This window comes from Streptomyces argenteolus (assembly GCF_042902585.1).
Taxonomy (GTDB): Bacteria; Actinomycetota; Actinomycetes; order Streptomycetales; family Streptomycetaceae; genus Streptomyces; species Streptomyces argenteolus.
Genome location: NZ_JBIBEG010000003.1, coordinates 487,899 through 510,188 on the forward strand (window position 1 = coordinate 487,899; position 22,290 = coordinate 510,188).

Here is a 22,290-nt window from a genome sequence, read left to right on the forward strand (position 1 = left end):
ATCCCAGGCCATGGCGCCGTATTCGTCCCTCTCGTCCCGCGGTATCGCACGTCCCGTCGTGTCCGCCACGCTGCTCGCTCTCTGCGCCCTCACCCTGAGCGCCTGCGGATCCGACGACGACACAGCCGGCTCCGCCGTCGCGGGCGCCGCGGCGACCACCCAGGTCACCGACGCCACCGGGACGAAGGTGAAGGTCCCCGCCGCACCGGAGCGCGTGGTCGCCCTCAGCGAGATGGATCTGGACGCCTCCCTCGCCCTGGGCGTCGAGCCGGTCGGCCTGACCGCGGGACGGGGCCAGAAGGGCGCGCCGCAGTACCTCGCGGAGCAGGCGAAGAGCATCCCCGTGGTCGGCGCGGTCACGGGCCCGGACATCGAGAAGGTCGTCCAGGCGAAGCCGGACGTGATCCTCGCCGGCCAACTCGCCGACGAGCAGGTGCTCGAGCAGCTGCGGAAGGTCGCGCCCACCGTCGTCACCATCGACGGCACCAAGGACTGGAAGAAGGCCCTCACGCTCACCGGCACAGCGCTGGGCAAGTCCGACGAGGCCGAGAAGTTCCTCGCCGACTACGAGACGAAGGCCTCGGCCCTCGAGAGCGACCTCGGATCGCAGGCCGGCGCGAGCGTCTCCGTGGCCCGCTACTCCGCCAAGGGCACCGCCGTCATGCAGCAGGGCGTCTTCATCAGCGACGTCCTGAAGGACCTCGGCTTCACGCGCCCCGGCATCCAGAACGAGCAGGGCGAGGGCCACTCCACGCCCCTGAGCGACGAGAACCTCAAGGAGATCGACGGCGACTGGCTGTTCATCGGTTCCCTCGACGCGACCTCGGACGCCGACCTGCTCGGCGAGCTGGCGAAGAAGCCCGCATACAAGCAGCTGGGTGCCGTGCGCGACGAGCACGCCACCGTCATCGACGGGACAAAGTGGACCAGCCTCGGTGGTGCCCAGGCTGCCCTCTCGGTGCTCGACGACATCCGTAAGGCCATGGTCAAGTGACCGCCGAGCAGGACTTCGCAGGCCGGTTCGCCCTCGTGACGGGCGCGGGCCGCGGCATCGGCGAGGCGGTCGTGCACGCCCTCGCCGGCCGCGGGGCCCGCGTGCTGGCCACGGACCTGACCGAGGACGGTCTCACCGCGCTCGCCGGGACGTACGAGGGCCGGGTGACCGCCCGCACGCTCGACGTGACGGACTCCGCGGCGGTCGAGAGCCTCGTGGCGGAAGCCGAGGCAGCCCTCGGCCCGCTGGACGTCGCGGTCAACGTGGCCGGTGTCCTGAGCGTTTCGCCGGTCGCCGACCTGCCGGACGAGGAGTGGACGGCCACCTTCGCCGTCAACACCCATGGCGTCTTCCACGTGTCACGCTCCGTCTCCCGCAGGATGGCCGCGCGGGGTTCGGGAAGCATCGTCACCGTCGCCTCCAACGCCGCGGGCATCCCCCGGACGAACATGTCGGCGTACGCGGCCTCCAAGGCGGCGGCCGTGATGTTCACCAAGTGCCTGGGCCTCGAAGTGGCTTCCGCGGGCGTGCGGTGCAACACCGTCTCTCCCGGATCGACCCTGACCGACATGCAGCGCGGCATGTGGACGGTGGGCGCCGAGGAGGCCTCCGCCCGCGGCGTCGTCGAGGGCGACCTCGCGACGTACCGCACCGGCATCCCGCTCGGCCGGATCGCGAACCCCTCGGACATAGCCGACGCGGTCGCCTTCCTCGCCTCCGACCGCGCCCGCCACATCACCATGCACGACCTGTACGTCGACGGCGGCGCCACGCTGCGGGCCTGAACCCCGACCCGCCGTCACCCTGCCGCAGTTCGAGCCATCCCCCCTGGAGACCACCCATGTCTGCCTCTCTGCGCGTCCCCGCCGCCGCTCCCCCGCACAGCGCCCCCGGCGTCGCGACCTCCCTGCTGGAGGCCTACCGGCCCGGCACGGACCGCTTCCTCGCCACTCCCCGGCACACCCTGCTCGGCTCCGGCACCCGCGCCACGGTGCCGCACGACGCCCGGCCCCTGCCCCTGCGGGTGCGGGAGGTCCTGGACTCCGCCCGGAGCGCGGGCGATCCCGCTCCGGTCGTCGTCGGCACCGTCCCCTTCGCCCACGACGGTGAGGCGTCCCTCGCCGTACCGGAGACCCTCCGGTGGGCCGGCGCCCTGCGCGCCGACCCGCTCGTCGCCCTGCACGGTCCCGACGTGGAGCAGGGTGACGACTGGCGGATACGCGAGGTGCCCGCCGCGGCGGACTACTCCGAGGCGGTCGCCGCCGCCGTGCGGCGGATGCGCGCCGGGGAGTTCGACAAGGTCGTCCTCGCCCGCACCCTCGAACTGACCTCGTCGCGTGACCTGGATCTGCCGGCCATGCTGAGCCGGCTGGCCCGCCGGGACCCGGAGGGCTACACCTTCGCCGTTCCCAGCGGTCCGGGCCGCACGCTCGTGGGTGCGAGCCCCGAACTCCTCGTGGCCCGCCGGGGGGCCCGGCTGGTCGCCAATCCGCTGGCGGGCTCCGCCCCGCGCAGCGGCGATCTGGCCGAGGACGTCCGCAGGGCGGCGGCGCTGCTCGACTCGCCGAAGGACCTGCACGAGCACGCGGTCGTGGTCGACGCCATCCGCGAGGCACTCGCGCCGTTCTGCGTGAGCCTGGACGTGCCCGAACGCCCCACCCTCATACGTACCGCCGCGATGTGGCACCTGTCGACCACGCTGACCGGTGAGCTGCGCGACCCCGCCTCCACCGCGCTCGACCTGGCGTCCGCGCTGCACCCCACTCCGGCGGTCTGCGGCACCCCGACCACTGTGGCGCGGCAGGTCATCGCGGACTCGGAGCCCTTCGACCGGGGGGCGTACACCGGCATGGTCGGCTGGCAGGACGCGGACGGCGACGGGGACTGGGTCGTCACGATCCGCTGCGCCGAGGCCGAGGGCCGCACCCTGCGGCTGTTCGCCGGGGCCGGCGTGGTGGCCGAGTCCTCCCCGGCCGCCGAGACGGCGGAGACCGGGGCCAAGTTCGGTACGTTCCTGAGCGCCGTGGGAGCCGCCCTGTGAGCGCCTTCCCGAGCCCCGACGCGCCCACCTGGCCCGACGAGTTCGCCGAGCGCTACCGCGCGGCGGGCCACTGGCGCGGCGAGACCTTCGGCGGGGTGCTGCGCGAGCGCGCCGCCGCCCATCCCGACCGCGTGGCGATCGTCGACCCGGGCCCCGAGCGCCGCGAGTGGACGTACGGGGAACTGGACGTACGCGCGTCACGCATGGCGGCCGGTCTCGCGGCACGCGGGATCTCCCCGGGTGACCGGGTCGTCGTGCAGCTCCCGAACATCGCGGAGTTCGTCGAGGTCGTCTTCGCGCTCTTCCGGATCGGCGCGCTGCCCGTCTACGCGCTGCCGGCGCACCGGGAGACGGAGATCGAGTACTTCTGCTCCTTCACCGAGGCCGTCGCCTACGTGATCCCGGACCGGCACGCGGGCTTCGACCACCTCGCGCTCGCCTCCAAGGTCAAGGCGCGTACACCGAGCCTGCGGCACGTGTTCGTCGTGGGCTCGCCGGGCGGGCACACGGCGCTGTCGGAGGTACCGTGCGACCCCGTGGACACCGGGCACGAGCCCGCGCCGGACGACCTGGCGTTCCTGCAGCTGTCGGGCGGGACGACGGGCGTCCCGAAGCTCATCCCCCGTACGCACGACGACTACATCTACTCGCTGCGCGGGTCCGACGAGATCTGCGGCGTGGACGGTGACACCCGCTTCCTCGTGGTGCTCCCCGCCGCGCACAACTTCCCGATGAGCTCACCCGGCTGGCTCGGCGTCCTGTACGCCGGCGGCACCGTGGTCATGTGCCCCAGCCCGGACCCGGCGACGGCCTTCGCGCTCGTCGAGAGCGAACGCGTCACGATGACCGGCCTGGTGCCGCCCCTCGCCCTGGTGTGGACGGAGGCCGGCCCGGGCACCGCGCACGACCTGTCGAGCCTGGAGCTCGTCCTCGTCGGCGGCGCCAAGTACAGCGAGTCGGCCGCGCGACGGCTGGAGCCCGCCCTCGGGTGCCGCCTCATGCAGGTCTTCGGCATGGCCGAGGGCCTGGTCAACTACACACGGCTGGACGACGACCACGAGACCGTGGTCACCACCCAGGGCAGGCCGATCTCCGAGGACGACGAGATCCGGGTCGTCGACGACGCCGACGAGGACGTCCCCGAGGGCGGATTCGGTCATCTGCTGACCCGGGGTCCGTACACGATCCGCGGGTACTGGCGTGCGCCGGAACACGACGCGAGGGCCTTCACCGACGACGGTTTCTACCGCACCGGTGACATCGTGCGCCGCCTCCCGACGGGACACCTGGTCGTCGAGGGGCGCGCCAAGGACCAGATCAACCGGGGCGGTGAGAAGGTCGCACCGGAGGAGCTCGAGAACATCATCCTCGCCCATCCCTCGGTGCACGACGTCTGTGTCGTCGGCGTGGCCGACGCGTACCTGGGAGAGCGCACGCTGGCCTACGTCATCCTGCGCGAGGGGGCCGAGGCCCTGAAACCGGCCGCGGTCAAACGCCTGGTGCGTGAACGTGGCGTGGCCGCCTACAAGATCCCCGACCTCGTCGAGTTCGTCGAGGCGTTCCCGCAGACCGGAATCGGCAAGGTCAGCAAGAAGGGCCTGCGCACGGAGGCCCTCCCCGGCCCCGCCGCGTCCGCCCCGCGCTGAGACACCTCCGCCCGGCACCGAGATCAGCACCCGAGTTCCGCCCCCGAGCGGCACCGAAAGGTTCCACCCCATGGCCCTTCCCGCCATCACTTCCTACGCACTGCCGTCCGACGCCGAACTGCCCGCTAACCGCGTGGACTGGACCGTCGACCCCGCACGCGCCGTGCTGCTCGTCCACGACCTGCAGAACCACTTCCTCCGCGCCTTCCCGGCCGGCGAGCAGCCGCTCACCGGCATGCTCGACAACACCTCCCGCGTCATCGGGCGCGCCCGCGCCCTCGGGGTCCCGGTCGTCTACTCCGTGCAGCGCGGCGGCCAGACGCACGAGGAGCGCGGCCTCCAGCTCGACTTCTGGGGACCTGGCGCGGCCGACGACCCCGAGGCCCTGGCGATTCCGTCCGCGGTCGCACCGGCGGACGGCGACACCGTGCTGACCAAATGGAAGTACAGCGCGTTCGTACGGACCGAACTGGAGTCCCTGCTCCGTGACTCGGGGCGCGACCAGCTCGTGATCACCGGCGTGTACGCGCACATCGGCGTCCTCATGAGCGCCTGTGACGCGTGGATGCGTGACATCCGGGCCTTCCTCGTCGCGGACGCCGTGGCCGACTTCTCGCGCGAGGACCACGACATGGCCCTGCGCTGGGCCGCGGGCCGCTGCGCGGTCGTCACCACGACCGACGCGCTTCTGAAGGAGATCTGATCACCATGGCGCTCACCCTCGAACTGATCCGCCAGGATGTCGCCGACGCCCTCGGCGAGGCCCCCGAGGACATCCCCCTCGACGAGAACCTCCTGGACCACGGGCTGGACTCCGTGCGCATCATGGCGCTGCTGGGACGCTGGCGCCGCGACCACGGCGTCGAGGCGGACTTCGCCGACCTCGCCGAGCAGCCCGCCGTCGAGGCATGGGCCCCGCTGCTGGGGGTCTCATGACCGCCCTGCTCACCGACGCCGCAGCCGCCGGTCGCACGCCGGCCGGGGAGCCTCCCGTACTGCCGCTGACCGCCGCGCAGTCGGGCATGTGGTTCGCCCAGTCGCTCGATCCGCTCAGCCCCGCGCAGAACACGGCGGAGTGCCTGGAGATCGAGGGGCCGCTGGACCCCGAGCTGTTCGCGCGGGCCCTGCGACGGGTGACCTCCGAGGCCGAGGCCCTGCGGGTCCGTGTCGAGGACTCCCCCGAAGGCCCGCGCCAGCGTGTCCTCGCCTCGGTCGAACTGCCGCTGACCACACGGGACCTGCGGGGCGCGGCCGACGCCGACGCGCGGGCCGGGGAGTGGATGCGCGCCGACCTGGCCGAGCCCTTCGACCTGACGGCCGGGCCGCTCTTCCGGCACGCGCTGTTCCGCGTGGGCGAGGAGCGGTGGCTGTGGTACCAGCGCATCCACCACCTCGTCATGGACGGCTTCGGCTACTCGCTCCTCGTACGCCGTACCGCCGAGGTCTACACGGCACTCGCCAGGGGCACGGAGCCGGGCCCCCGCACCTTCGGATCGCTCGCCGACCTGGTGGCCGAGGACGAGGCCTACCGGTCGTCGGAGGCCTTCGAGGCCGACCGCACGCACTGGAACGAGGCCTTCGCCGACCGCCCCGAGGTTCCCCGGCTCGCCGGACGCGGGGCACTCCCGTCAAAGAGCTTCCTGCGCCGCACCGCCCACCTGGGCCCCGAGGCCACGGAAGGCGTGCGCGACCTGGCCGGACAGCTCCGCGCCACCTGGCCGGACGTGCTGATCGCCGCCCAGGCCCTCTACACCTCGCGGGCCACCGGCCGTCGGGAGGTCGTGCTCGGCCTGCCGATGATGGGTCGCATGGGGTCGGTCTCGCTGCGCGTGCCCGGCATGGTGATGAACGTCCTGCCGCTGCGCCTGGAGGTGTCCCCCGGGGCCACCTTCGCCGAGCTGGTCCGCCAGGTCGTGCTGGGCATCCGCGCGGCCCGCCGCCACCAGCGCTTCCGTTACGAGGACATCCGCCGCGACCTGCGGCTGCTCGGCGAGAACCGCGGGCTGGTCGGGCCCCTCGTCAACGTCATGCCGTTCGACTACGCCGTGGACTTCGCGGGTGCCCCCGCCCGGGCCCGCAACCTGTCGGCCGGGCCGGTCGACGACCTGACGCTGAACATCTACGACCGCGCCGACGGCCGTGGGCTGCGCATCGACCACGACGGCAATCCCGCCCTGTACGGCGAGGAGCAGCTGACGGCGCACCAGGACCGCTTCCTGCATCTGGTGGAGCGGCTGAGCCGGACCGACCCGCACGTACCGACAGCCGCGCACGGCATCGCCACCCCGGCCGAACACGAGCTGGTCGTCCACACCTTCAACGACACCGACCGCGCCCTCCCGCCCACCACACTCATCGGCCCGATCGAGTCACGCGCCGCCCGTACCCCCGACGCTCCGGCTCTGGTGTACGGCGACACCACGCTCACCTACGAGGAGCTGAACACCCGCGCCAACAGGCTGGCCCGGCACCTGCGCACGCTCGGTGCCCGGCCCGGCGCGGTGGTGGCGGTGTCCGTGCCCCGCTCGGTGGAGCTGATCGTCTCGCTGCTCGCCGTGCTGAAGGCCGGGGCCGCCTACCTGCCGCTGGACCCGGACTACCCGGAACAGCGGCTCACGTACATGCTCCAGGACGCCGCGCCCGTGTGCGCGGTCACCGACCGGACGGGCCGGCTGCCCGAGGACACCGGAACCCCGCTGGTGGTCCTGGACGGGCTCGACGTCTCGGAGTACCTCTGGGTGAACCCTTCACGACCGCTCACCCCGGCCCATCCCGCGTACGTCATCTACACCTCCGGCTCCACCGGCAGGCCCAAGGGCGTCGTCGTGTCGCACGGCGCGATCGACAACCGGCTGCGCTGGATGCAGAGCGCCTACGGGCTGACCTCCGAGGACCGCGTGCTCCAGAAGACGCCGTCGTCGTTCGACGTCTCGGTGTGGGAGTTCTTCTGGCCGCTGCGGCAGGGCGCGGTGCTGGTCGTCGCGGAGCCGGGCGGCCACAAGGACCCGGCCTACCTGGCCCGGCTGATCCGCGAACAGGAGGTCACCACCTGCCACTTCGTGCCCTCGATGCTCCAGGTGTTCCTGGCGGAGGCGGACACCGGCGCGTGCGGCAGCCTCCGCCGGGTCTTCTGCAGTGGTGAGGCCCTGCCCCGCGAGACCGCCGCCGTCTTCGGGCGGGCGCTGCCGGGCGCCGAGCTGCACAATCTGTACGGCCCCACCGAGGCGGCCGTCGACGTCACGTATCACGCGTGCGAGGCCGGCTCCACCGGTCCGGTGCCGATCGGCAGGCCGGTCTGGAACACCCGGCTGTACGTGCTCGACGCGGCGCTGCGGCCCTGCCCTCCCGGGGTGCCGGGCGAGCTCCACCTGGCCGGGCGCCAGCTCGCGGAGGGCTATCTCGACCGTCCGGAGCTGACCGCGTCGCGGTTCGTCGCCGACCCCTTCGGCCGGCCGGGGGCGCGCATGTACCGCACCGGGGACCTGGCGCACTGGACCGACCAGGGCGAGGTGGTCTACCTCGGCCGCACCGACGACCAGGTAAAGCTGCGCGGGCAGCGCATCGAACTCGGCGAGATCGAGACCGCTCTGACCGCTCAGGACGGGGTGGACGGCGCGTGTGCGCTCGTACGCGAGGACCGGCCGGGCGAGCAGCGGCTCGTCGGGTATGTCACGGGCGGCGCCGATCCGGCGACGGTTCGCGCCTCGCTGGCACAGGAGCTGCCCGAGCACATGGTGCCGGCCGCGGTGGTCGCGCTGGAGACCTTCCCGCTCAGCCCCAACGGCAAGCTGGACCGGCGTGCCCTCCCCGCACCGGTCTTCAGCGGCGGCGCCGGAGCGCGACGGCCATCGGGCGCGCGGGAGGAGACGCTGACCCGGCTGTTCGCCCAGGTGCTCGGCGTCGCCACGGTGGGTCCTGACGACGCGTTCTTCGACCTGGGCGGCACCTCACTGCTCGCGGTGCGCCTGGTGGCCCGGGTCCGGGACGAGTTCGGAGCGGAGCTGACCATCGGGTCGCTCTTCGAGTGCCCGACGCCGGCCGCCCTCGCCGCCCGGCTCGGTTCCGCCGGACCGGCGTCCGACGACGCGCTGGACGTCGTCCTGCGGCTGCGCGGGGGTGACGGAAGGCCGCCGCTGTTCGCCATCCATCCGGCAGGAGGACTCGCCTGGTGCTACGCCGGGCTGACGGCCAGGCTCGGCCCGGAGCAGCCGGTGTACGGCATCCAGGCACGCGGGCTGGCCGGGGACGACGCGCTTCCGCGCACGCTCCAGGAGGAGGCGGAGGACTATGTCCAGCACATCCGCGGGGTGCAGGAGCACGGCCCCTACCGGCTGATCGGCTGGTCGGTGGGTGGCGTGCTGGCGCACACCGTGGCCGTACTGCTCCAGGAGGCGGGCGAGGAGGTCGAGCTGCTCGCGCTGCTGGACTCGTTCCCGGCCGAGCAGTGGCGTGAGCGGCCCGCGCCCGAGGAGGGAGACGCGCTGACCGCCGTGCTGCGCATGGCGGGCTTCGAGCGCACGCGCGAGCGCGACCGTGAGGACGTGCTGGCCACCCTGCGCAAGGCGGGCAGTCCGCTCGCCGGACTGAGCGACCGCGCTCTGTCCGGCATCGTCGACATCGTGCCGAACCACGCCCGCATCATGCGTGAACACCACCACCGGGCCTTCGAAGGCGATCTGCTGTTCTTCACGGCTGCCGCTCCCCGTGCGGAGGACTGGCTGACCCGCGAGGCGTGGCGTGCGCACGTGACCGGGGCGATCGACAACCACGATCTCGACTGCACCCACCCGCAGTTGATGCAGGACCGCCATCTCGACGGCATCGCCGCCGTCCTGGCGGCCCGTCTGAAGGAGCTGGACGCGTGAGCACGTGGAGCGGACCGTTCGATCCGGACCCCGAGGGGGAGGACACACATCTCGTGCTCGAGAACGCCGAGGGCCGGCTGTCGCTGTGGCCCACCTGGCGGGAGGTGCCTCCGGGGTGGTCGGCACGCTTCGGCCCGGCTCCGTACGAGGCGTGCGCGGCCACGTTGGAGCCGGGCCGGGCACAGACCTGAGGGGCCCGCCGTCACGGCGTGGGGCCCCGCTCCCGCGCCGCGACGGCGGCACATGCGGGGCTGCGGGGCCCGCCGGTCGCGGCGGCGCCCCACGGTGGGGGCCCGCCGGTCGCGGCCGGCCTTGCGGCAGGCGGGGCCTGGCGTCACGGCGGGGGGACCCGCCGGTCACGGCGCCGGGCGCTGTGGTGCACGGCCCGGCCTCACCCTGGGGGTAGCTGCCGACCGTAGCCGGCGTTCACCGCGCGGAGGTGGCCGGGCCGAACAGGTCCACCAGGCCGTCGGCGAGTTCGGTACGCCAGCACAGGTAGTCGTGCCCGCCGTTGAACTCCCGGTAGCGGGCGTCGTCGTAGCCCGCCGCCGCAAGGACCTCACGCAGGCGCCGGGCAGCCGGCAGGGCGACCCACTCCTGCTCACCGAAGGAGAGCCAGAAACGGACCGGCAGCCGCGGAGTCCGCGCGATCCGGTCGGTGAGCCACTCCGCCTGCGGCCCGTCGGGCCACCAGAAGGAGCCGGACTGGGCCAGGACGTTGCCGAAGCGGCCGGGGGCCGACACCGCCGCGTGGGCCGCGCAGAGTCCGCCCAGGCTCTGCCCGGCGACGACCGTGCGCGCGGGGTCCCGGGTGACCGGCAGCCGCTCGGACGCCCAGGGCAGCAGCTCGTCGGCCAGGAAGGCCACGAACTCGGGGCGGCAGGTCAGATGTGCCCATCTGGTGCCGGAGTCCACGGAGTCGGGCAGCAGGGCGGCCACGGGAGGGATACGGCCGTCGGCGATGAGGTTGTCCAGCAGGTGCGCCAGACGAAGCCGCGGCTGCCAGTGTTCGCCGTCCAGGAGCACGAGGACGGGGAGTTCCTCCTGGCGGCCGGAGGCGAGCGGCGGTTCGTAGAGCCAGACCCGGCGCGTTCCGCCGAGATTTCCGGAGGGGACCTCGTGGGCGGTGACCCGGCCACGGGCCACGTCCGGCCTCGGCTGCCAGTCCTGCCCGCCGGGCGCCTCCGGGAGTTCGGCGTAGGAGACCGGGTCGCCGCTCCAGCGCCGGGGCAGGGCACAGGGGTTGAGGGGATCGCAGCGGCGCCGGGTGCGCAGCCACTGCCAGTAGCCGGGAGTGCCCTGTTCGGGACCGCCGCCCTCGTCCACGTAGAAGTCGTAGGTGCCACGCCAGTCGTTGCGCAACCGCAGCGACCAGTGCCAGACGTCTGTGCCGGGCACCCGGTCCATCAGATTGCCCTCGGGGGCGCGCGGATCGCCGATCTTGTTGGGAAGGACCTGCACCGCACGGGTGGCGGGGGTGCCACGCCAGAGGAACGTCACGGCGCTGTGGCCGGGGCTGCCCTGGGGGTCAGGAGCGATCAGGGGGGTGCCTCCGGCGCGCACCCGGGCCCAGAAGTCCCCGGCCTCCCCCGGGCCGGGCAGCGGGAATCCGGGCAGCGGGAGCCTCGGCACGCCGTCCGGGCGGGCGATCCTGGGCGGCCGGCGCGTGACGTCCTGCGGCGGCTCTGAGGTGATCACGAGAAGGGCTCCGAACACGAAGGAAGTGCGACTTAGGGTCACCTTACCTCTCGGGTATCGAACGCAAGGTTCGACACTACTGAGGTTAGGCTAACCTAAGTGAACTTGGAGGGCTCAGACCGGCTGATTCACCAGGCCGTTGCCCCGTACGCCCTCCCTCCCGCATCCTTCTCCGCCTGCCAGGAGCAGCTCATCATGAACCCCGCCAGACCCTCCCGTATCTCCGCGTCCGCACCCTCCCGGCCCCGGCTGGGACGCGTTGCAGCCCTCGCCGCAGGCGCGACGCTCGGCATCGGCGCACTCGCCGGAGCGCCGCTCGCCTCCGGCTCCTCCGGCACGGACGCCACGGGCACGGTCGCCCTCGTCGCCGACACCGCCTCCCCCGCGGTGACCCTGGGCGTCACCGCGGTGAAGCCCGGCGGGGAGGTGGCGTTCGAGGTCACGGGCTTCCCCGCTGGAGCCACCCTGAGCGTCAAGTTCGACGACAAGACGCTGCTCGGGCAGTTCGCGATCGGTGACGACGGCAGCGTCTCCGGTTCGGTGACCGTCCCGGCCGATGCCGCCCCGGGCGGTGAGCACTGGCTGCGCTTCCTCGCGCCGCAGACGAGCGTCCGCAGCGAGAACCTGACGGTGACCGGCAGCACGCCCACGCCCACCCCGACCCCGACCCGCACGCCTACCCCGCAGCCGACGACCGAGCCGCCCGCGGCGGCCGAGCCGGCGGTACGGCTGACGAACTCCGGGGTGACGGCCGGCGGTAAGGTCACCTTCACCCTGTCCGGCTTCACGAAGGGCCAGAGCGTCACGGTGAAGCTGGACGACGCCGACATCATCGGGCAGTGGCCCTCCGCGGTGAAGGCCGACGGCACCCTCACCGCCACGGTCACCGTCCCCCAGTCGACGTCGGCGGGATCCCACTGGCTGCGTTTCCTGGCACCGAACCCCTCGACGAGCCTCCGGGCGGACATCTCCGTGACACCGTCGGGCACGGGCGGAAGCGGCGGGTCGGGGACCGGCGGTTCGGGCTCCGGCGGTTCGGGCTCCGGCGGTTCGGACTCCGGAACGGGCGGCTCCGGCTCCTCCGGCACCGGCAGCGGTTCCGGCACCACCGGCGGTTCGTCCGGCTCCGCCTCCGGCAGCACCTCCGCCACGATCACCGCGGGTTCACAGGTCGCCGCAGGCGGCAAGGTGTCGTTCCGGGTGACAGGCTTCCCCGCGGGGCAGCAGCTCACGGTCAAGCTCGACGACTCCGAGATCATCGGGCAGTGGGCGAACGGCATCGGCGCGGACGGCTCGATGTCGGGCACCGTCACCGTCCCGGCGGAGGCCACGAAGGGCGCCCACTGGCTTCGCTTCCTCGCCCCCAATCCGTCGACGAGCCTCCGGGCCGACTTCACCGTCACCTCCGGCGCCCCGGCCGGGCAGGTCGCGACCGCCTCGGGGCCCACGGGCCGATCCGGCGCCACCAGCGAGGTGCCCGCGGCCACCGGCGCACCGGCCGCCGCGTCGAACTCCCGGGGTTCCAAGGCCACGATCTCGGCCAGCGAGGTGCAGCCGGGCGGCACAATCCCCTTCGAGGTCGTCAAGTTCCCGGCCGGACAGACCGTCACCATCAAGCTGGACGACGAGGAGATTCTCGGCCAGTGGAAGGCCGACGCCTCGGGCGCGTACAAGGGCGAGGTCACCATTCCGGCCGAAACGCCCCCAGGGGCCCACTGGCTGCGGTTCCTGGCGCCAAACCCCTCCACCACCCTCAAGGTCGACTTCACGGTGACCGCACCCGGCACCCCGGCCACCGCGGCCGACCCGGCCGCGGTCACGCCGGACGCCGTTCCCGGCACCGTCACCGCGGTCTCGTCGGAGAGCTCCGTCTCGTACCCGACGATCGCCTGGTCGGCCGCTGCGGCAGCCGTAGGCGGGGCCGCGGGCGCCGCGGCCACCACTCTGTTCGTCGTCCGCCGCCGTCCGGGCGGGACAGCCGCACCCGCCGGACCCGCCGGGCCCGTCGCCCAGAGCTGAATCGGGCGCGCGGCCCGACACAGCACCCTCACAGCGCAGTTGTCGCATGCCTCACACACCTGAAGGTGTGTTACTTAGGTAAGCCTAAGCTAAGTTGTACATGTTCCAACCGAGACCCTGTCAGGGAGTTGACCCCCGCATGACCACGTCCCACCACAGAAGCCGTCGCACCGTCACCCGCGCCGCAGTCGCCGTCGTGATCGCCGCCGGCACCACCACCGCACTGACGGGCACCGCCTCCGCGCACGCCGCGACCGACGCAGTGACGGTCGCGCCGCTCGTGAAGGGCCTCTACCAGACCTCGTACTCCGAGCGGAACGACGTCCTGTGGACGACCGTCGCCGTGGGCCGCCCGCCGGTCGTGAGCTCCAGCCTGCTGAAGGTCGATCCGGACACCCTGGAGGTCGAGCGGACCATCACCCCGCCCGTCACCGACGCGGCGACGGGCGCCCTGGAGGCCGTCTACGGCGTGGCGGTGGACGACGAGCACAACACCGTCTGGACGACGAACACCCGTAACAACACGGTCGCCGTCTACAGCCAGCGCACCGGCAAGCACCTCGTCACGCTCCCGAACGTGAACCACGCGCGGGAGATCGTGGTCGACGAGCGCCACGACACCGTGTGGGCGAGCGCCTTCACCGACGGCACCCTCGTCGCCTTCGACTCGAAGACCTTCGAGGAGAAGCAGCGGATCACGGTGGAGGGATCCGGTCCGACCGGGCTCGTCGTGAACGAGCGGACCGGCACCGCCTACGCCGCCGACCTCACCAACGACCAGGTCATCGAGGTCACCGCCACGTCCGCGACCCCGCGGCTCATTCCCGCAGGCGACGGGGCGATCTCGATCGCGCTGTCCAAGAACGGCAAGACCGCGTACACGGCCAACCAGACCAGCGGCGACGTCTCGGTGATCGACCTGAAGAAGGGTCTCGTCACCAAGTCCGTCGCCACCGGCGCGGGCGCCCTGTCCGTCGCCACCGACGACCGCACGGGCAACATCGTGGTCGTCAACCGGACCGCCGCCACGGCGACGGTCGTCGACCCGAAGGCGGGCAAGGTCGTCAGGACCGTGACCACCGGGGCCAACCCGAACCACGTCGAGATCAGCGACGGCACCGCCTACGTGGTCGACAAGTCCGGAGCCGGCCTGGACGGCGCCGACCAGATCCACAGCTTCCGCGTCACCCGCTGACCCCGGCTCTCCCCCCGCCCCCACGCTCCACGCCGGTACGCTCCACCTCCCCCACCCACGTCACAGCCGGGTGCCCGGCCCACCTCGCGAAGCGGTGGACCGGGCACCCGGCTCGTCGCCGTGACCGGAGCACGTGAAGCGCCGGGCCCGAAAGGCGCCACCGAACGGGTGCGGCGCACGCTTTGCCGCTCAGGGGAACCCACCCTGGTCAGACGGTGATGGCGGGGGCGGACGCGGCACGGCACCCGGACACGCCACAGGCGGCACCCTGACTCGGGTGCCGCCTGTGGCCGGGCTGTGCGGTGCCCTCCGGTCAGACCCTCGCGGGGAAGCGGTCCCAGACCCGGTGCCCGCCCAGGAGGTGGCGGACCTGCTCCAGCACCTCGGCGCCGGAGCCGCCGTTCACCACGCCCGGCGCGTCCAGGGGCACGCCCGCCGAGGTGAGGACTCCGTCGCCCCCGGCCCAGGCCCCGATGGCCTTGGCGTGCCGGTACGCCTCGTCGAGCAGCAGGAGCAGCCGCGGGTCGGTGGCTCCGCCGCCGGATCCGGCCTTCGCGTCCCGGGCGCCGATGGCGTCGGCGCCGGGCGCGGGGGCGCCGGCGAGGAGGACGGCGTCGAACTCGATCGAGCGGGCGGTGGCGAAGGTGCGCTGGACGGTGATGGGGTCGCCGTCCGGGTCGAGGACGCCTCCGGCGGGGGCGACGACCAGCGGCACCATGCCGGCTTCCTGCACGGCGTCGCGTACCGCGCGGACCCCGTCCAGATCGGCGTCCTTGTCCGCGACGATGCCGATGACCCGGCCATCGGCCGGCCAGACCCCGCCGACCTGCGACAGGGCAGGGCTCGGGTCCGGATCGGCGAGCGCCCCCTCCGCCTGCGGGGCGGGCAGCCCCAGACCGGTGGCGACCTGTTCGCAGAGCTGGGTGTCGATCCGCGCGAGCACCTTCAGGGCGCGTTCCTTGATCGCCTGCTCGTAGCACTTGCCGAGCTCGAAGGTGTAGGCGGCGACGATGTGTTCGCGCTCCACGGGCGTCATGCTCAGCCAGAAGAGACGGGGCTGGCTGAAGTGGTCGTCGAAGGACTCCGGGGCCTCACGCACCTTGCGGCTCGCGGCCACCTCCGCGGGCACCTCGACGAAGGCGCCGGTGTCAGCGCCCGCCACGAACGGGCAACCGCCGTCCAGGGAGTTGGGCCGGTACGGCGCGACGCCCCGGTGGACGGCCGTCTGGTGCATGCCGTCCCGCAGCATGTCGTTGACGGGCGCGTGCGTGCGGTTGATGGGCAGCTGCGGGAAGTTGGGGCCGCCGAGCCGGGTCAGCTGGGTGTCGACATAGCTGAACAACCGCCCCTGGAGCAGCGGGTCGTTGGTGACGTCGATGCCCGGCACCATGTTGCCGAGGTGGAAGGCCACCTGTTCCGTCTCGGCGAAGAAGTTCGAGGGGTTGGCGTCGAGCGTCATCAGGCCGATCGGCTGGACGGGGGCCAGCTCCTCGGGGACGAGCTTCGTCGGGTCCAGCAGATCGATGCCCTGGAACATCTGCTCGGGGGTGTCCGGGAAGGTCTGCACGCCCAGCTCCCACTGGGGGAAGGCGCCGGCCTCGATGGCGTCCGCCAGGTCCCTGCGGTGGAAGTCGGGATCGACGCCCCCCGCGATCTGGGCCTCCTCCCACACCTGGGAGTGCACGCCCAGCTTGGGCTTCCAGTGGAACTTGACCAGGGTGGAGGCGCCTTCGGCGTCGACGAACCGGAAGGTGTGGACGCCGAAGCCCTCCATCATCCGGTACGAGCGCGGGATCCCCCGGTCGGACATGTTCCACAACGTGTGGTGCGTCGCCTCGGAGTGCAGCGTCACGAAGTCCCAGAACGTGTCGTGGGCGCTCTGTGCCTGCGGGATCTCACGGTCGGGGTGCGGCTTCCCGGCGTGGATGATGTCGGGGAACTTGATCGCGTCCTGGATGAAGAAGACCGGGATGTTGTTCCCGACGAGGTCGAATACGCCCTCCTCGGTGTAGAACTTCGTCGCGAAGCCCCGGGTGTCGCGGACCGTGTCGGCCGAGCCACGCGAGCCGAGCACCGTGGAGAACCGCACGAAGACCGGTGTCTCCACGTCCTTGGCCAGGAAGGCCGCCTTGGAGACCTTCGCCGCCGTCCCGTATCCGCGGAACACGCCGTGCGCGGCGGCGCCGCGCGCGTGGACCACGCGCTCCGGGATGCGCTCGTGGTCGAAGTGGGTGATCTTCTCCCGCAGATGGTGGTCCTGGAGAAGGACGGGCCCGCGGGGCCCCGCCTTCAGCGAGTGGTCGGTGTCGTACAGCCGCGCGCCCTGCGCGGTGGTGAGGTAGGCGCCGCTCTGTGCGTTGCGCGCCGGGTCCGCACCGGTGGGCTGGCCCGTGGGGCTGACCGTCTCGGGGCCGCTCTGGTCGGGCTTGGGAGGCAGCGGCTCGCGCGGTTCCGTCGGTTCCTCCGCCGACGGGGGAAGACTCCCGGGTGCACCCGGGACGGGCTGATGTCCTTGCTTGTCCGTCACTTCTCTCCTCCTGGATGTGGAGCCCGTCACCGGATCGGCGTACGGATGCCTCCGCCGCACCGGCCCGTCCGGGCACGGCTCATACCTCCCGCGCCCGGACGGTCTCCCACGGCGAGTCCCGGGCCGTCACCCGTTCGGCAGCGTCCGTCGGGGTGCGTGACGTCCGGGCGCGGGAGGCGGGTCAGACGTTCTCCCGCGGGATGCGTTCGTTCCAGGTCCGGGAGAAGACCCGGCGGCCGTCCTCGTAGCCGTCGAGGGTCGCGTCGACCTGGAAGGTGTCCTTGTCCGAGCTGAGCACGGTGCGCGTCTCGACCCGGACGTCCCAGTCGGTGCGGCTGAAGCGCATCTCCCAGGCCGACTCACCGCGTACGGAACCGAAGTCCTCACCGGTCCAGCTGTACGTCTCGTGGGCCCGAAGTCCGGTCTCGATCCCCGTGTCCTCGTGCCGCTGCCGTCCCCTGTCCTTCACGATGTCGAGCACCGACCGGTAGTCGACCAGGTCCCTGGCGACCGTCCACGCCTGTTCCGGCTCGCTCAGGCGGGTGACCGGGGGCGGGGCGCATCCCTCGGGCTCCCCGAAGGGGGCCAGGAGCTTGTCCTCCGGTACGTCGGAGGGACGCACGGGCAGGGTCAGGGCGCTGCCCTTCTCGTACACGCTGAGCAGCACCGGTTCCGGGGCGGGCCAGACGAGCGGCCAGTACGAGGTGGACAGCGACAGCCGGATGCGGTGTCCGGGCGGGAACGCCTGTGCGACGCTGTGCAGCGGTACGCGCACCCGGTACCGCCGGCCCGGTTCCAGCACCTCCGGGAACTCCTCGCTGTCGCGGTGCGTGAGGTTGAGCACCCCGTAGGTCACCCGGGTCGAGCGACCGTCCGGCGCGACGTCGGACACCCTGGCGTTCAGCTGGGCGACCGGCGCGTCGGCGGCCACCTCCACCTCGACGACGGGCGCGCCGAGGATCTCGACCCGCTCGGCCAGCGGTTCGGTCTGGAAGACGAGGGAGCCGCCGTCCTCCTCGCGCTGGTCGTAGGGGAGGTCCGGCGGGGCGTTGTAGGAGGCCCACTTCCCGGCGAACTGGCCGACCGACAGCGGCGACTGCACCGTGTGGACGCGGTCCTCCCGCTGCTCCACGGGATCCCCCGGGGTTCCCAGGGTGCCGCCGATCAGCGGGAAGACGGCCTCGTCGACGTCCGGCGAGGGCCAGGAGGGCGCGCCGACCCAGCGGCCGGGCCGTTCCTCGTACGAGGTGGAGGGCGGGACGCTCTCCTGCATCCAGGCGCGGAGCATGGGGCCGTCCATCACTCCGTTGTCGACGCCCTTCAGCCAGTGGTCCCACCAGCGCACCACCTCCTGGAGGTATCCGATGGCGGGTCCCGGCTCGCCGAGGTGCGGCAGCTTGTGCGACCACGGCCCGATCAGGCCCTTGCGGGGTACGTCGACGTGGCTCAGGAGCCTGGCCACGGCGTTGGAGTAGCCGTCAGCCCAGCCGCTGGAGGCGAGCACCGGGCAGCGCAGCGCCGAGTAGTCCTCGCTGAGGCTCGCGTGCCGCCAGTAGTCGTCGCGCTGCTGGTGGCGCAGCCACTCCAGGACCCAGGGCCGCGCCGCCTCCATGCGCTCGCGCCACATCTCACGCCAGCGTTCCCCGACCACCGCCGGGTCGGGCGGGCAGGTGGCGTAGGCGAACATGGTCCCCGCCTCGGCCAGGTTGTCGGAGAGCATCGCGCCGCCGAGGTAGTGCATGTCGTCCGCGTACCGGTCGTCCGTGAACGAGGCGATGCAGATGGCGCGGAGACTCGGCGGCCTGCGGGCGGCCGTCTGGAGGGCGGCGAAAGCTCCCCAGGAGATGCCCATCATTCCGGTGTTCCCGTCGCACCAGGGCTGCTCGGCGATCCACGCGAGCACCGACTCGGCGTCGGCCTGCTCCTGTTCGAGGTACTCGTCGAGCAGCACGCCCTCCGACTCCCCGGTCCCTCGTACGTCGACGCGCACACAGGCGTAGCCGTGTCCGGCGATGTACGGGTGGTGGATGGCGTCACGGGTGGCCGTGAGGTCGTTCTTGCGGTACGGGATGTACTCCAGGACGGCCGGCACGGGTTCCGCGTCCGACGCGGTGGGACGCCAGATCCGTGCGGAGAGCTTGATCCCGTCCGCCATGGGGAGGGTGACGTGCTTCTCTTCCTGGATCGCACAGGGCAGTTGATCGACGTGGCGCATGCCTGGGCGACCTCCTTTCGTGGTGCTGTACGTGCCGGTTCACCGGGTCTTCGTGCCGCGGCCTCCCGGCTCCGTCTCGTCGAAGGTGAGCCCGAGGGCCGCCACGCACCGGTCGAACTTGCGGCGGAGGTCCTCCTCGTCGGCCCCTCCGGTGAAGATGTGCGCCACCTCGTAGCTGTAGCTGTCCTGCTGGGAGACCGTGGAGAGCTTCTGGCCCTCCTCCGGTACGACGTCGATGCGCACGCCGGGTATCTCGCGTTCGATGGCGGCGATCCGCTCCGGGGTGGGCACCTCGTGCACCTTGCCGTCGCCGAACCAGCGGTAGTACCACTTGGCGGCCATCGCGTAGCGGCCGAGGCCGCCGGGAAGGGCGGGGTCGCGGCCCAGGGCGAGGCTGATCATCCGGTGGTGGTTGGGCGCCCCGTCGACGTAGTCGAAGAGTTCGGCGTGGGACTGCGAGTGCCGGGGGTTGATCTCCAGCAGGCTGACGTCGCCGGTCTTCGGGTCGTAGAAGTACTCGATGCTGAAGGTGGCGGACTCCATGCCGATCTGACGCATGGTCCGTTCGCTGACCTCGTGCAGCTTGCGGATCACCGGTGCGGGGAGGGTGCTCGGGTACTGGTGGCGCAGGAAGCACGGCGACGAGGGGTAGTTGATCGAGTCGAGCACCCCGTACACGTGGGCGTTGCCCTGGTAGACGTAGCCCTCCACGGCCACCTGGATGCCGGTCATCGCCTCCTCCGCCAGGCAGACCTGGCCCCCCACGCCCTGCATCTCGGGCGGGAGTTCGAGCAGGTCGAGTACGGAGTCGAAGGGCCTGCCGACGCGGCCGATGCCGGCCTTGATCTCGTCGACGGCCGCGCGGAACTCGGTCATGTCCGACACGCCGAAGGCCAGTTCGGACGAGTAGGCGAGGGCCGGCTTGAGCCACATGGGGAAGCTGACGCCCTCGGGGGGCTCCGGGTCGTCGGCGTCGAGGTCCACCCTGCCGAAGCGGGGGTACGCGTCGATGGCCTTGCGCTGTTCGAGCCGGCTCCAGTACTTGTGCTCGCACTTGACGACGGATTCGAGGCTGGTCGTGCGGACGCCGTACTCCTTGCCCAGCATCGGGACCATGGTGCTCACCGGGAAGTCCCAGTAGCCGACGATCGCGTCGATGCTGCCGTCGTGCGCGTCGAGTGCCGCCCGGGCACGGTCCATCAGAGCGGGTACGGAGACCTCGCCCTCCTGCAGTTCCTCGACGGTCAGCAGCCGGTGGAAGCGGTACGAGTCGGCGTCCGGGACCGCCTCCAGGGTCCGCAGGTTCGCGTCGTCGAGGCCGACGACGAAGATGTTCTTACGGTGCCCTTGGGGCATGGGGATGTCCCTCCGGTAGGAAGTGTTGCCTGCACTTCCCACCGCCTGCCCTGAGCCGGTTCCGGCATGCAGGGCCCTGAGCCGTGACGATCTCCGGGACGGCCCCTCCGACCGGCGGATTCCCTGGTCAGCGCACTCCGCGTGTGCGGAACTGGACGCTGATCCGCGGCCCTCGGGCGTGCGCGGACTTGGGAACGGCGTGCTGCCATGTGCGCTGGCAGGACCCGCCCATGACGATGAGGTCGCCGTGGCCGAGCGGCGTGCGCACCGTGTCGCCGCCCCGGCAGGGGCGCAGGAGCAGATCGCGCGGGGCGCCGAGGGAGAGGATCGCCACCATCGTGTCCTCGTGGGAGCTCCGGCCGTGCAGGTCGCCGTGCCAGGCGACGCTGTCGCGGCCGTCCCGGTAGTAGCAGAGCCCGGCGGTGACGAAGGGCTCGCCGAGCTCGTCGGCGTAGTGGGAGGACAGGGCCTCGCGGGCCTCGTCCAGCACGGGGCTCGGCAGCTGGTCCTGCGCACCGTAGAAGGCGAGCAGCCTGGGCACGTCGACCGTCCGGTCGTACATCTGACGGCGCTCGGCTCTCCAGGGGACGTCCGCCGCGAGTTCCGCGAAGAGCTCGTCGCCGCCACCGAGCCAGCCGGGCAGGAGGTCCGTCCACGCCCCGTCGCCGAGGACGGTCCGCCGCAGCCCGGCCAGGGGGCCGAGGGAGGGACCGTCGGCCTGGTCGAAGAGGGAACCCTGGAGATGAACGGACATACCGACAAGTCTACCCCGCGATTAGAACAGGTGTTCCCTTCGCCGGTGAGGCACCCTCCCCGGACCGCGCACTTCTCGCTTCACCCCGCGTGCCGCCGAACAGGACCGGGTGCCCGCAGGCCGGTGTCCTCGTGCGGCACCCGGCCCCTCCGGGCAGGTGTCATCGTGCGGGCCCCGGACCCGGACCCGGACCCGGACCCGGACCCGGATCCTCCGGCTCGGCGTCGTCGCCGCTCAGCTCCGGCTCCAGGCCCTCGGCCACCTCGCTGCGGCCGAGGCCCGCGTCGGCGCGCCAGGCCTCGAAGGACCAGCCGGTCAGGGCGACCACGGCCAGCCCGAGGGTCCAGCCGCCGACCACGTCGCTGAACCAGTGCACCCCCAGGGCGATGCGGGTGAAGCCGACGCCCAGCACCGAGACCGCCGCCACCGCCCAGAACAGGGGGCGCAGCCGACGGCGCACCATCGGCAGCAGGACGAGCAGCAGGATCGCGAACGAGGTCGTGGCGGTCATCGCGTGACCGGAGGGGAACGAGAAGCCGGGGGCCTGGGCCACCGGTTCCGGGAGGGCGGGCCTCGCCCGCTCGACGACTACCTTCACCAGCAGCCCGGTCAGCCCTCCGGCCACGGCGGTGACGGCCGACCACGCGGCGAGCCGCCAGGCCCGGCGGTGCAGCAGCCACAGGGTGAGCACCGCGACGGCCGCGCGCAGGGTGACGGGGTCCCACACCACGTCCGAGAGGAAGCGGAGGGTTCCGGTCCAGGCCGGGTGGTCGAGGGCCGTCCGGTTCAGCCATCGCGCCGCGCCCGCGTCCAGGCGCCGCAGCGGGTGCCACCCGCTCTCCACCAGGACGAGGAGGAGGCCGAAGAGGACTGCGGCCACCGCGGCGACGGCGGCGGATCCGAACAGCCGGATGCCGAATCTCCGGTCGGCGTCACGGCGATTCCGGCGCAGCGCGGGGGCGACGGGTCGTGCGGGCATG

Annotated in this window: 16 protein-coding genes; 10 read left to right on the top strand and 6 right to left on the bottom strand. The window is 72.4% G+C overall.

Features of this window, described 5'->3' with window-relative positions; translation table 11 throughout:
* Positions 1 to 10: 10 nt before the first annotated feature.
* From ACFY8O_RS14790 to ACFY8O_RS14825, 8 genes are all read left to right on the top strand, one after another.
* On the top strand, positions 11 to 994 hold the full coding sequence (locus tag ACFY8O_RS14790; RefSeq protein WP_387902047.1) for an ABC transporter substrate-binding protein: 984 nt from the start codon (positions 11 to 13) through the stop codon (positions 992 to 994).
* On the top strand, positions 991 to 1,779 hold the full coding sequence (locus ACFY8O_RS14795; RefSeq protein WP_387902050.1) for a 2,3-dihydro-2,3-dihydroxybenzoate dehydrogenase: 789 nt from the start codon (positions 991 to 993) through the stop codon (positions 1,777 to 1,779). The genes ACFY8O_RS14790 and ACFY8O_RS14795 overlap by 4 nt, the downstream gene beginning before the upstream one ends.
* A 56-nt stretch (positions 1,780 to 1,835) precedes the next feature.
* Complete coding sequence (gene dhbC / locus ACFY8O_RS14800) at positions 1,836 to 3,035, top strand: isochorismate synthase DhbC (RefSeq protein WP_387902053.1); 1,200 nt, start codon at positions 1,836 to 1,838, stop codon at positions 3,033 to 3,035.
* Positions 3,032 to 4,681, top strand: a complete 1,650-nt coding sequence (locus ACFY8O_RS14805) for a (2,3-dihydroxybenzoyl)adenylate synthase (RefSeq protein WP_387902056.1) — start codon at positions 3,032 to 3,034, stop codon at positions 4,679 to 4,681. The genes dhbC and ACFY8O_RS14805 overlap by 4 nt, the downstream gene beginning before the upstream one ends.
* Before the next feature lie 70 nt (positions 4,682 to 4,751).
* Positions 4,752 to 5,384, top strand: a complete 633-nt coding sequence (locus ACFY8O_RS14810; protein ID WP_387902058.1) for an isochorismatase family protein — start codon at positions 4,752 to 4,754, stop codon at positions 5,382 to 5,384.
* 5 nt (positions 5,385 to 5,389) lie between these two features.
* Entirely contained in the window at positions 5,390 to 5,617 is a 228-nt protein-coding gene (locus ACFY8O_RS14815; RefSeq protein ID WP_145805617.1) for a phosphopantetheine-binding protein, read from the top strand.
* On the top strand, positions 5,614 to 9,546 hold the full coding sequence (locus ACFY8O_RS14820; protein ID WP_387902060.1) for an amino acid adenylation domain-containing protein: 3,933 nt from the start codon (positions 5,614 to 5,616) through the stop codon (positions 9,544 to 9,546). Before ACFY8O_RS14815 ends, ACFY8O_RS14820 begins: the two co-directional genes overlap by 4 nt.
* Complete coding sequence (locus ACFY8O_RS14825) at positions 9,543 to 9,737, top strand: MbtH family NRPS accessory protein (protein ID WP_387902063.1); 195 nt, start codon at positions 9,543 to 9,545, stop codon at positions 9,735 to 9,737. The genes ACFY8O_RS14820 and ACFY8O_RS14825 overlap by 4 nt, the downstream gene beginning before the upstream one ends.
* 235 nt (positions 9,738 to 9,972) lie before the next feature.
* Here the strand turns inward: ACFY8O_RS14825 and fes are convergent, their stop codons facing one another.
* Positions 9,973 to 11,244 carry an enterochelin esterase gene (fes, locus tag ACFY8O_RS14830; RefSeq protein WP_387902065.1) on the bottom strand — a complete coding sequence of 424 codons (1,272 nt, stop codon included), beginning with the start codon at positions 11,242 to 11,244 and terminating at the stop codon, positions 9,973 to 9,975.
* Between the two features lie 195 nt (positions 11,245 to 11,439).
* Between fes and ACFY8O_RS14835 the strand changes: the two genes are divergently transcribed.
* Together ACFY8O_RS14835 and ACFY8O_RS14840 are read left to right on the top strand one after the other, a co-directional pair.
* Positions 11,440 to 13,263, top strand: coding sequence for a hypothetical protein (locus tag ACFY8O_RS14835; protein WP_387902066.1), 1,824 nt, complete (start codon positions 11,440 to 11,442; stop codon positions 13,261 to 13,263).
* Between the two features lie 139 nt (positions 13,264 to 13,402).
* Positions 13,403 to 14,458 carry a YncE family protein gene (locus ACFY8O_RS14840; RefSeq protein ID WP_387902067.1) on the top strand — a complete coding sequence of 352 codons (1,056 nt, stop codon included), beginning with the start codon at positions 13,403 to 13,405 and terminating at the stop codon, positions 14,456 to 14,458.
* 313 nt (positions 14,459 to 14,771) lie between these two features.
* On the opposite strand, the gene ACFY8O_RS14845 is transcribed toward ACFY8O_RS14840, so the two are convergent.
* The 5 genes from ACFY8O_RS14845 to ACFY8O_RS14865 all read right to left on the bottom strand — a co-directional run bounded on the left by ACFY8O_RS14845 (position 14,772) and on the right by ACFY8O_RS14865 (position 22,289).
* Positions 14,772 to 16,985 (bottom strand): catalase, encoded by a 2,214-nt coding sequence (locus ACFY8O_RS14845; RefSeq protein WP_387902070.1) that lies wholly within the window; start codon positions 16,983 to 16,985, stop codon positions 14,772 to 14,774.
* 181 nt (positions 16,986 to 17,166) lie between these two features.
* Positions 17,167 to 19,200, bottom strand: a complete 2,034-nt coding sequence (locus ACFY8O_RS14850; RefSeq protein WP_387902072.1) for a CocE/NonD family hydrolase — start codon at positions 19,198 to 19,200, stop codon at positions 17,167 to 17,169.
* A 39-nt stretch (positions 19,201 to 19,239) separates the two neighbouring features.
* Entirely contained in the window at positions 19,240 to 20,556 is a 1,317-nt protein-coding gene (locus tag ACFY8O_RS14855; RefSeq protein ID WP_387902075.1) for an ATP-grasp domain-containing protein, read from the bottom strand.
* A 127-nt stretch (positions 20,557 to 20,683) separates the two neighbouring features.
* Positions 20,684 to 21,310: an alpha-ketoglutarate-dependent dioxygenase AlkB gene (locus tag ACFY8O_RS14860; RefSeq protein WP_387902078.1), complete on the bottom strand. Its 627-nt coding sequence runs from the start codon at positions 21,308 to 21,310 to the stop codon at positions 20,684 to 20,686.
* Between the two features lie 160 nt (positions 21,311 to 21,470).
* A complete protein-coding gene (locus tag ACFY8O_RS14865; protein WP_387902080.1) occupies positions 21,471 to 22,289 on the bottom strand; it encodes a phosphatase PAP2 family protein in 819 nt (272 codons plus the stop codon).
* Between the last annotated feature and the right edge of the window lies 1 nt (position 22,290).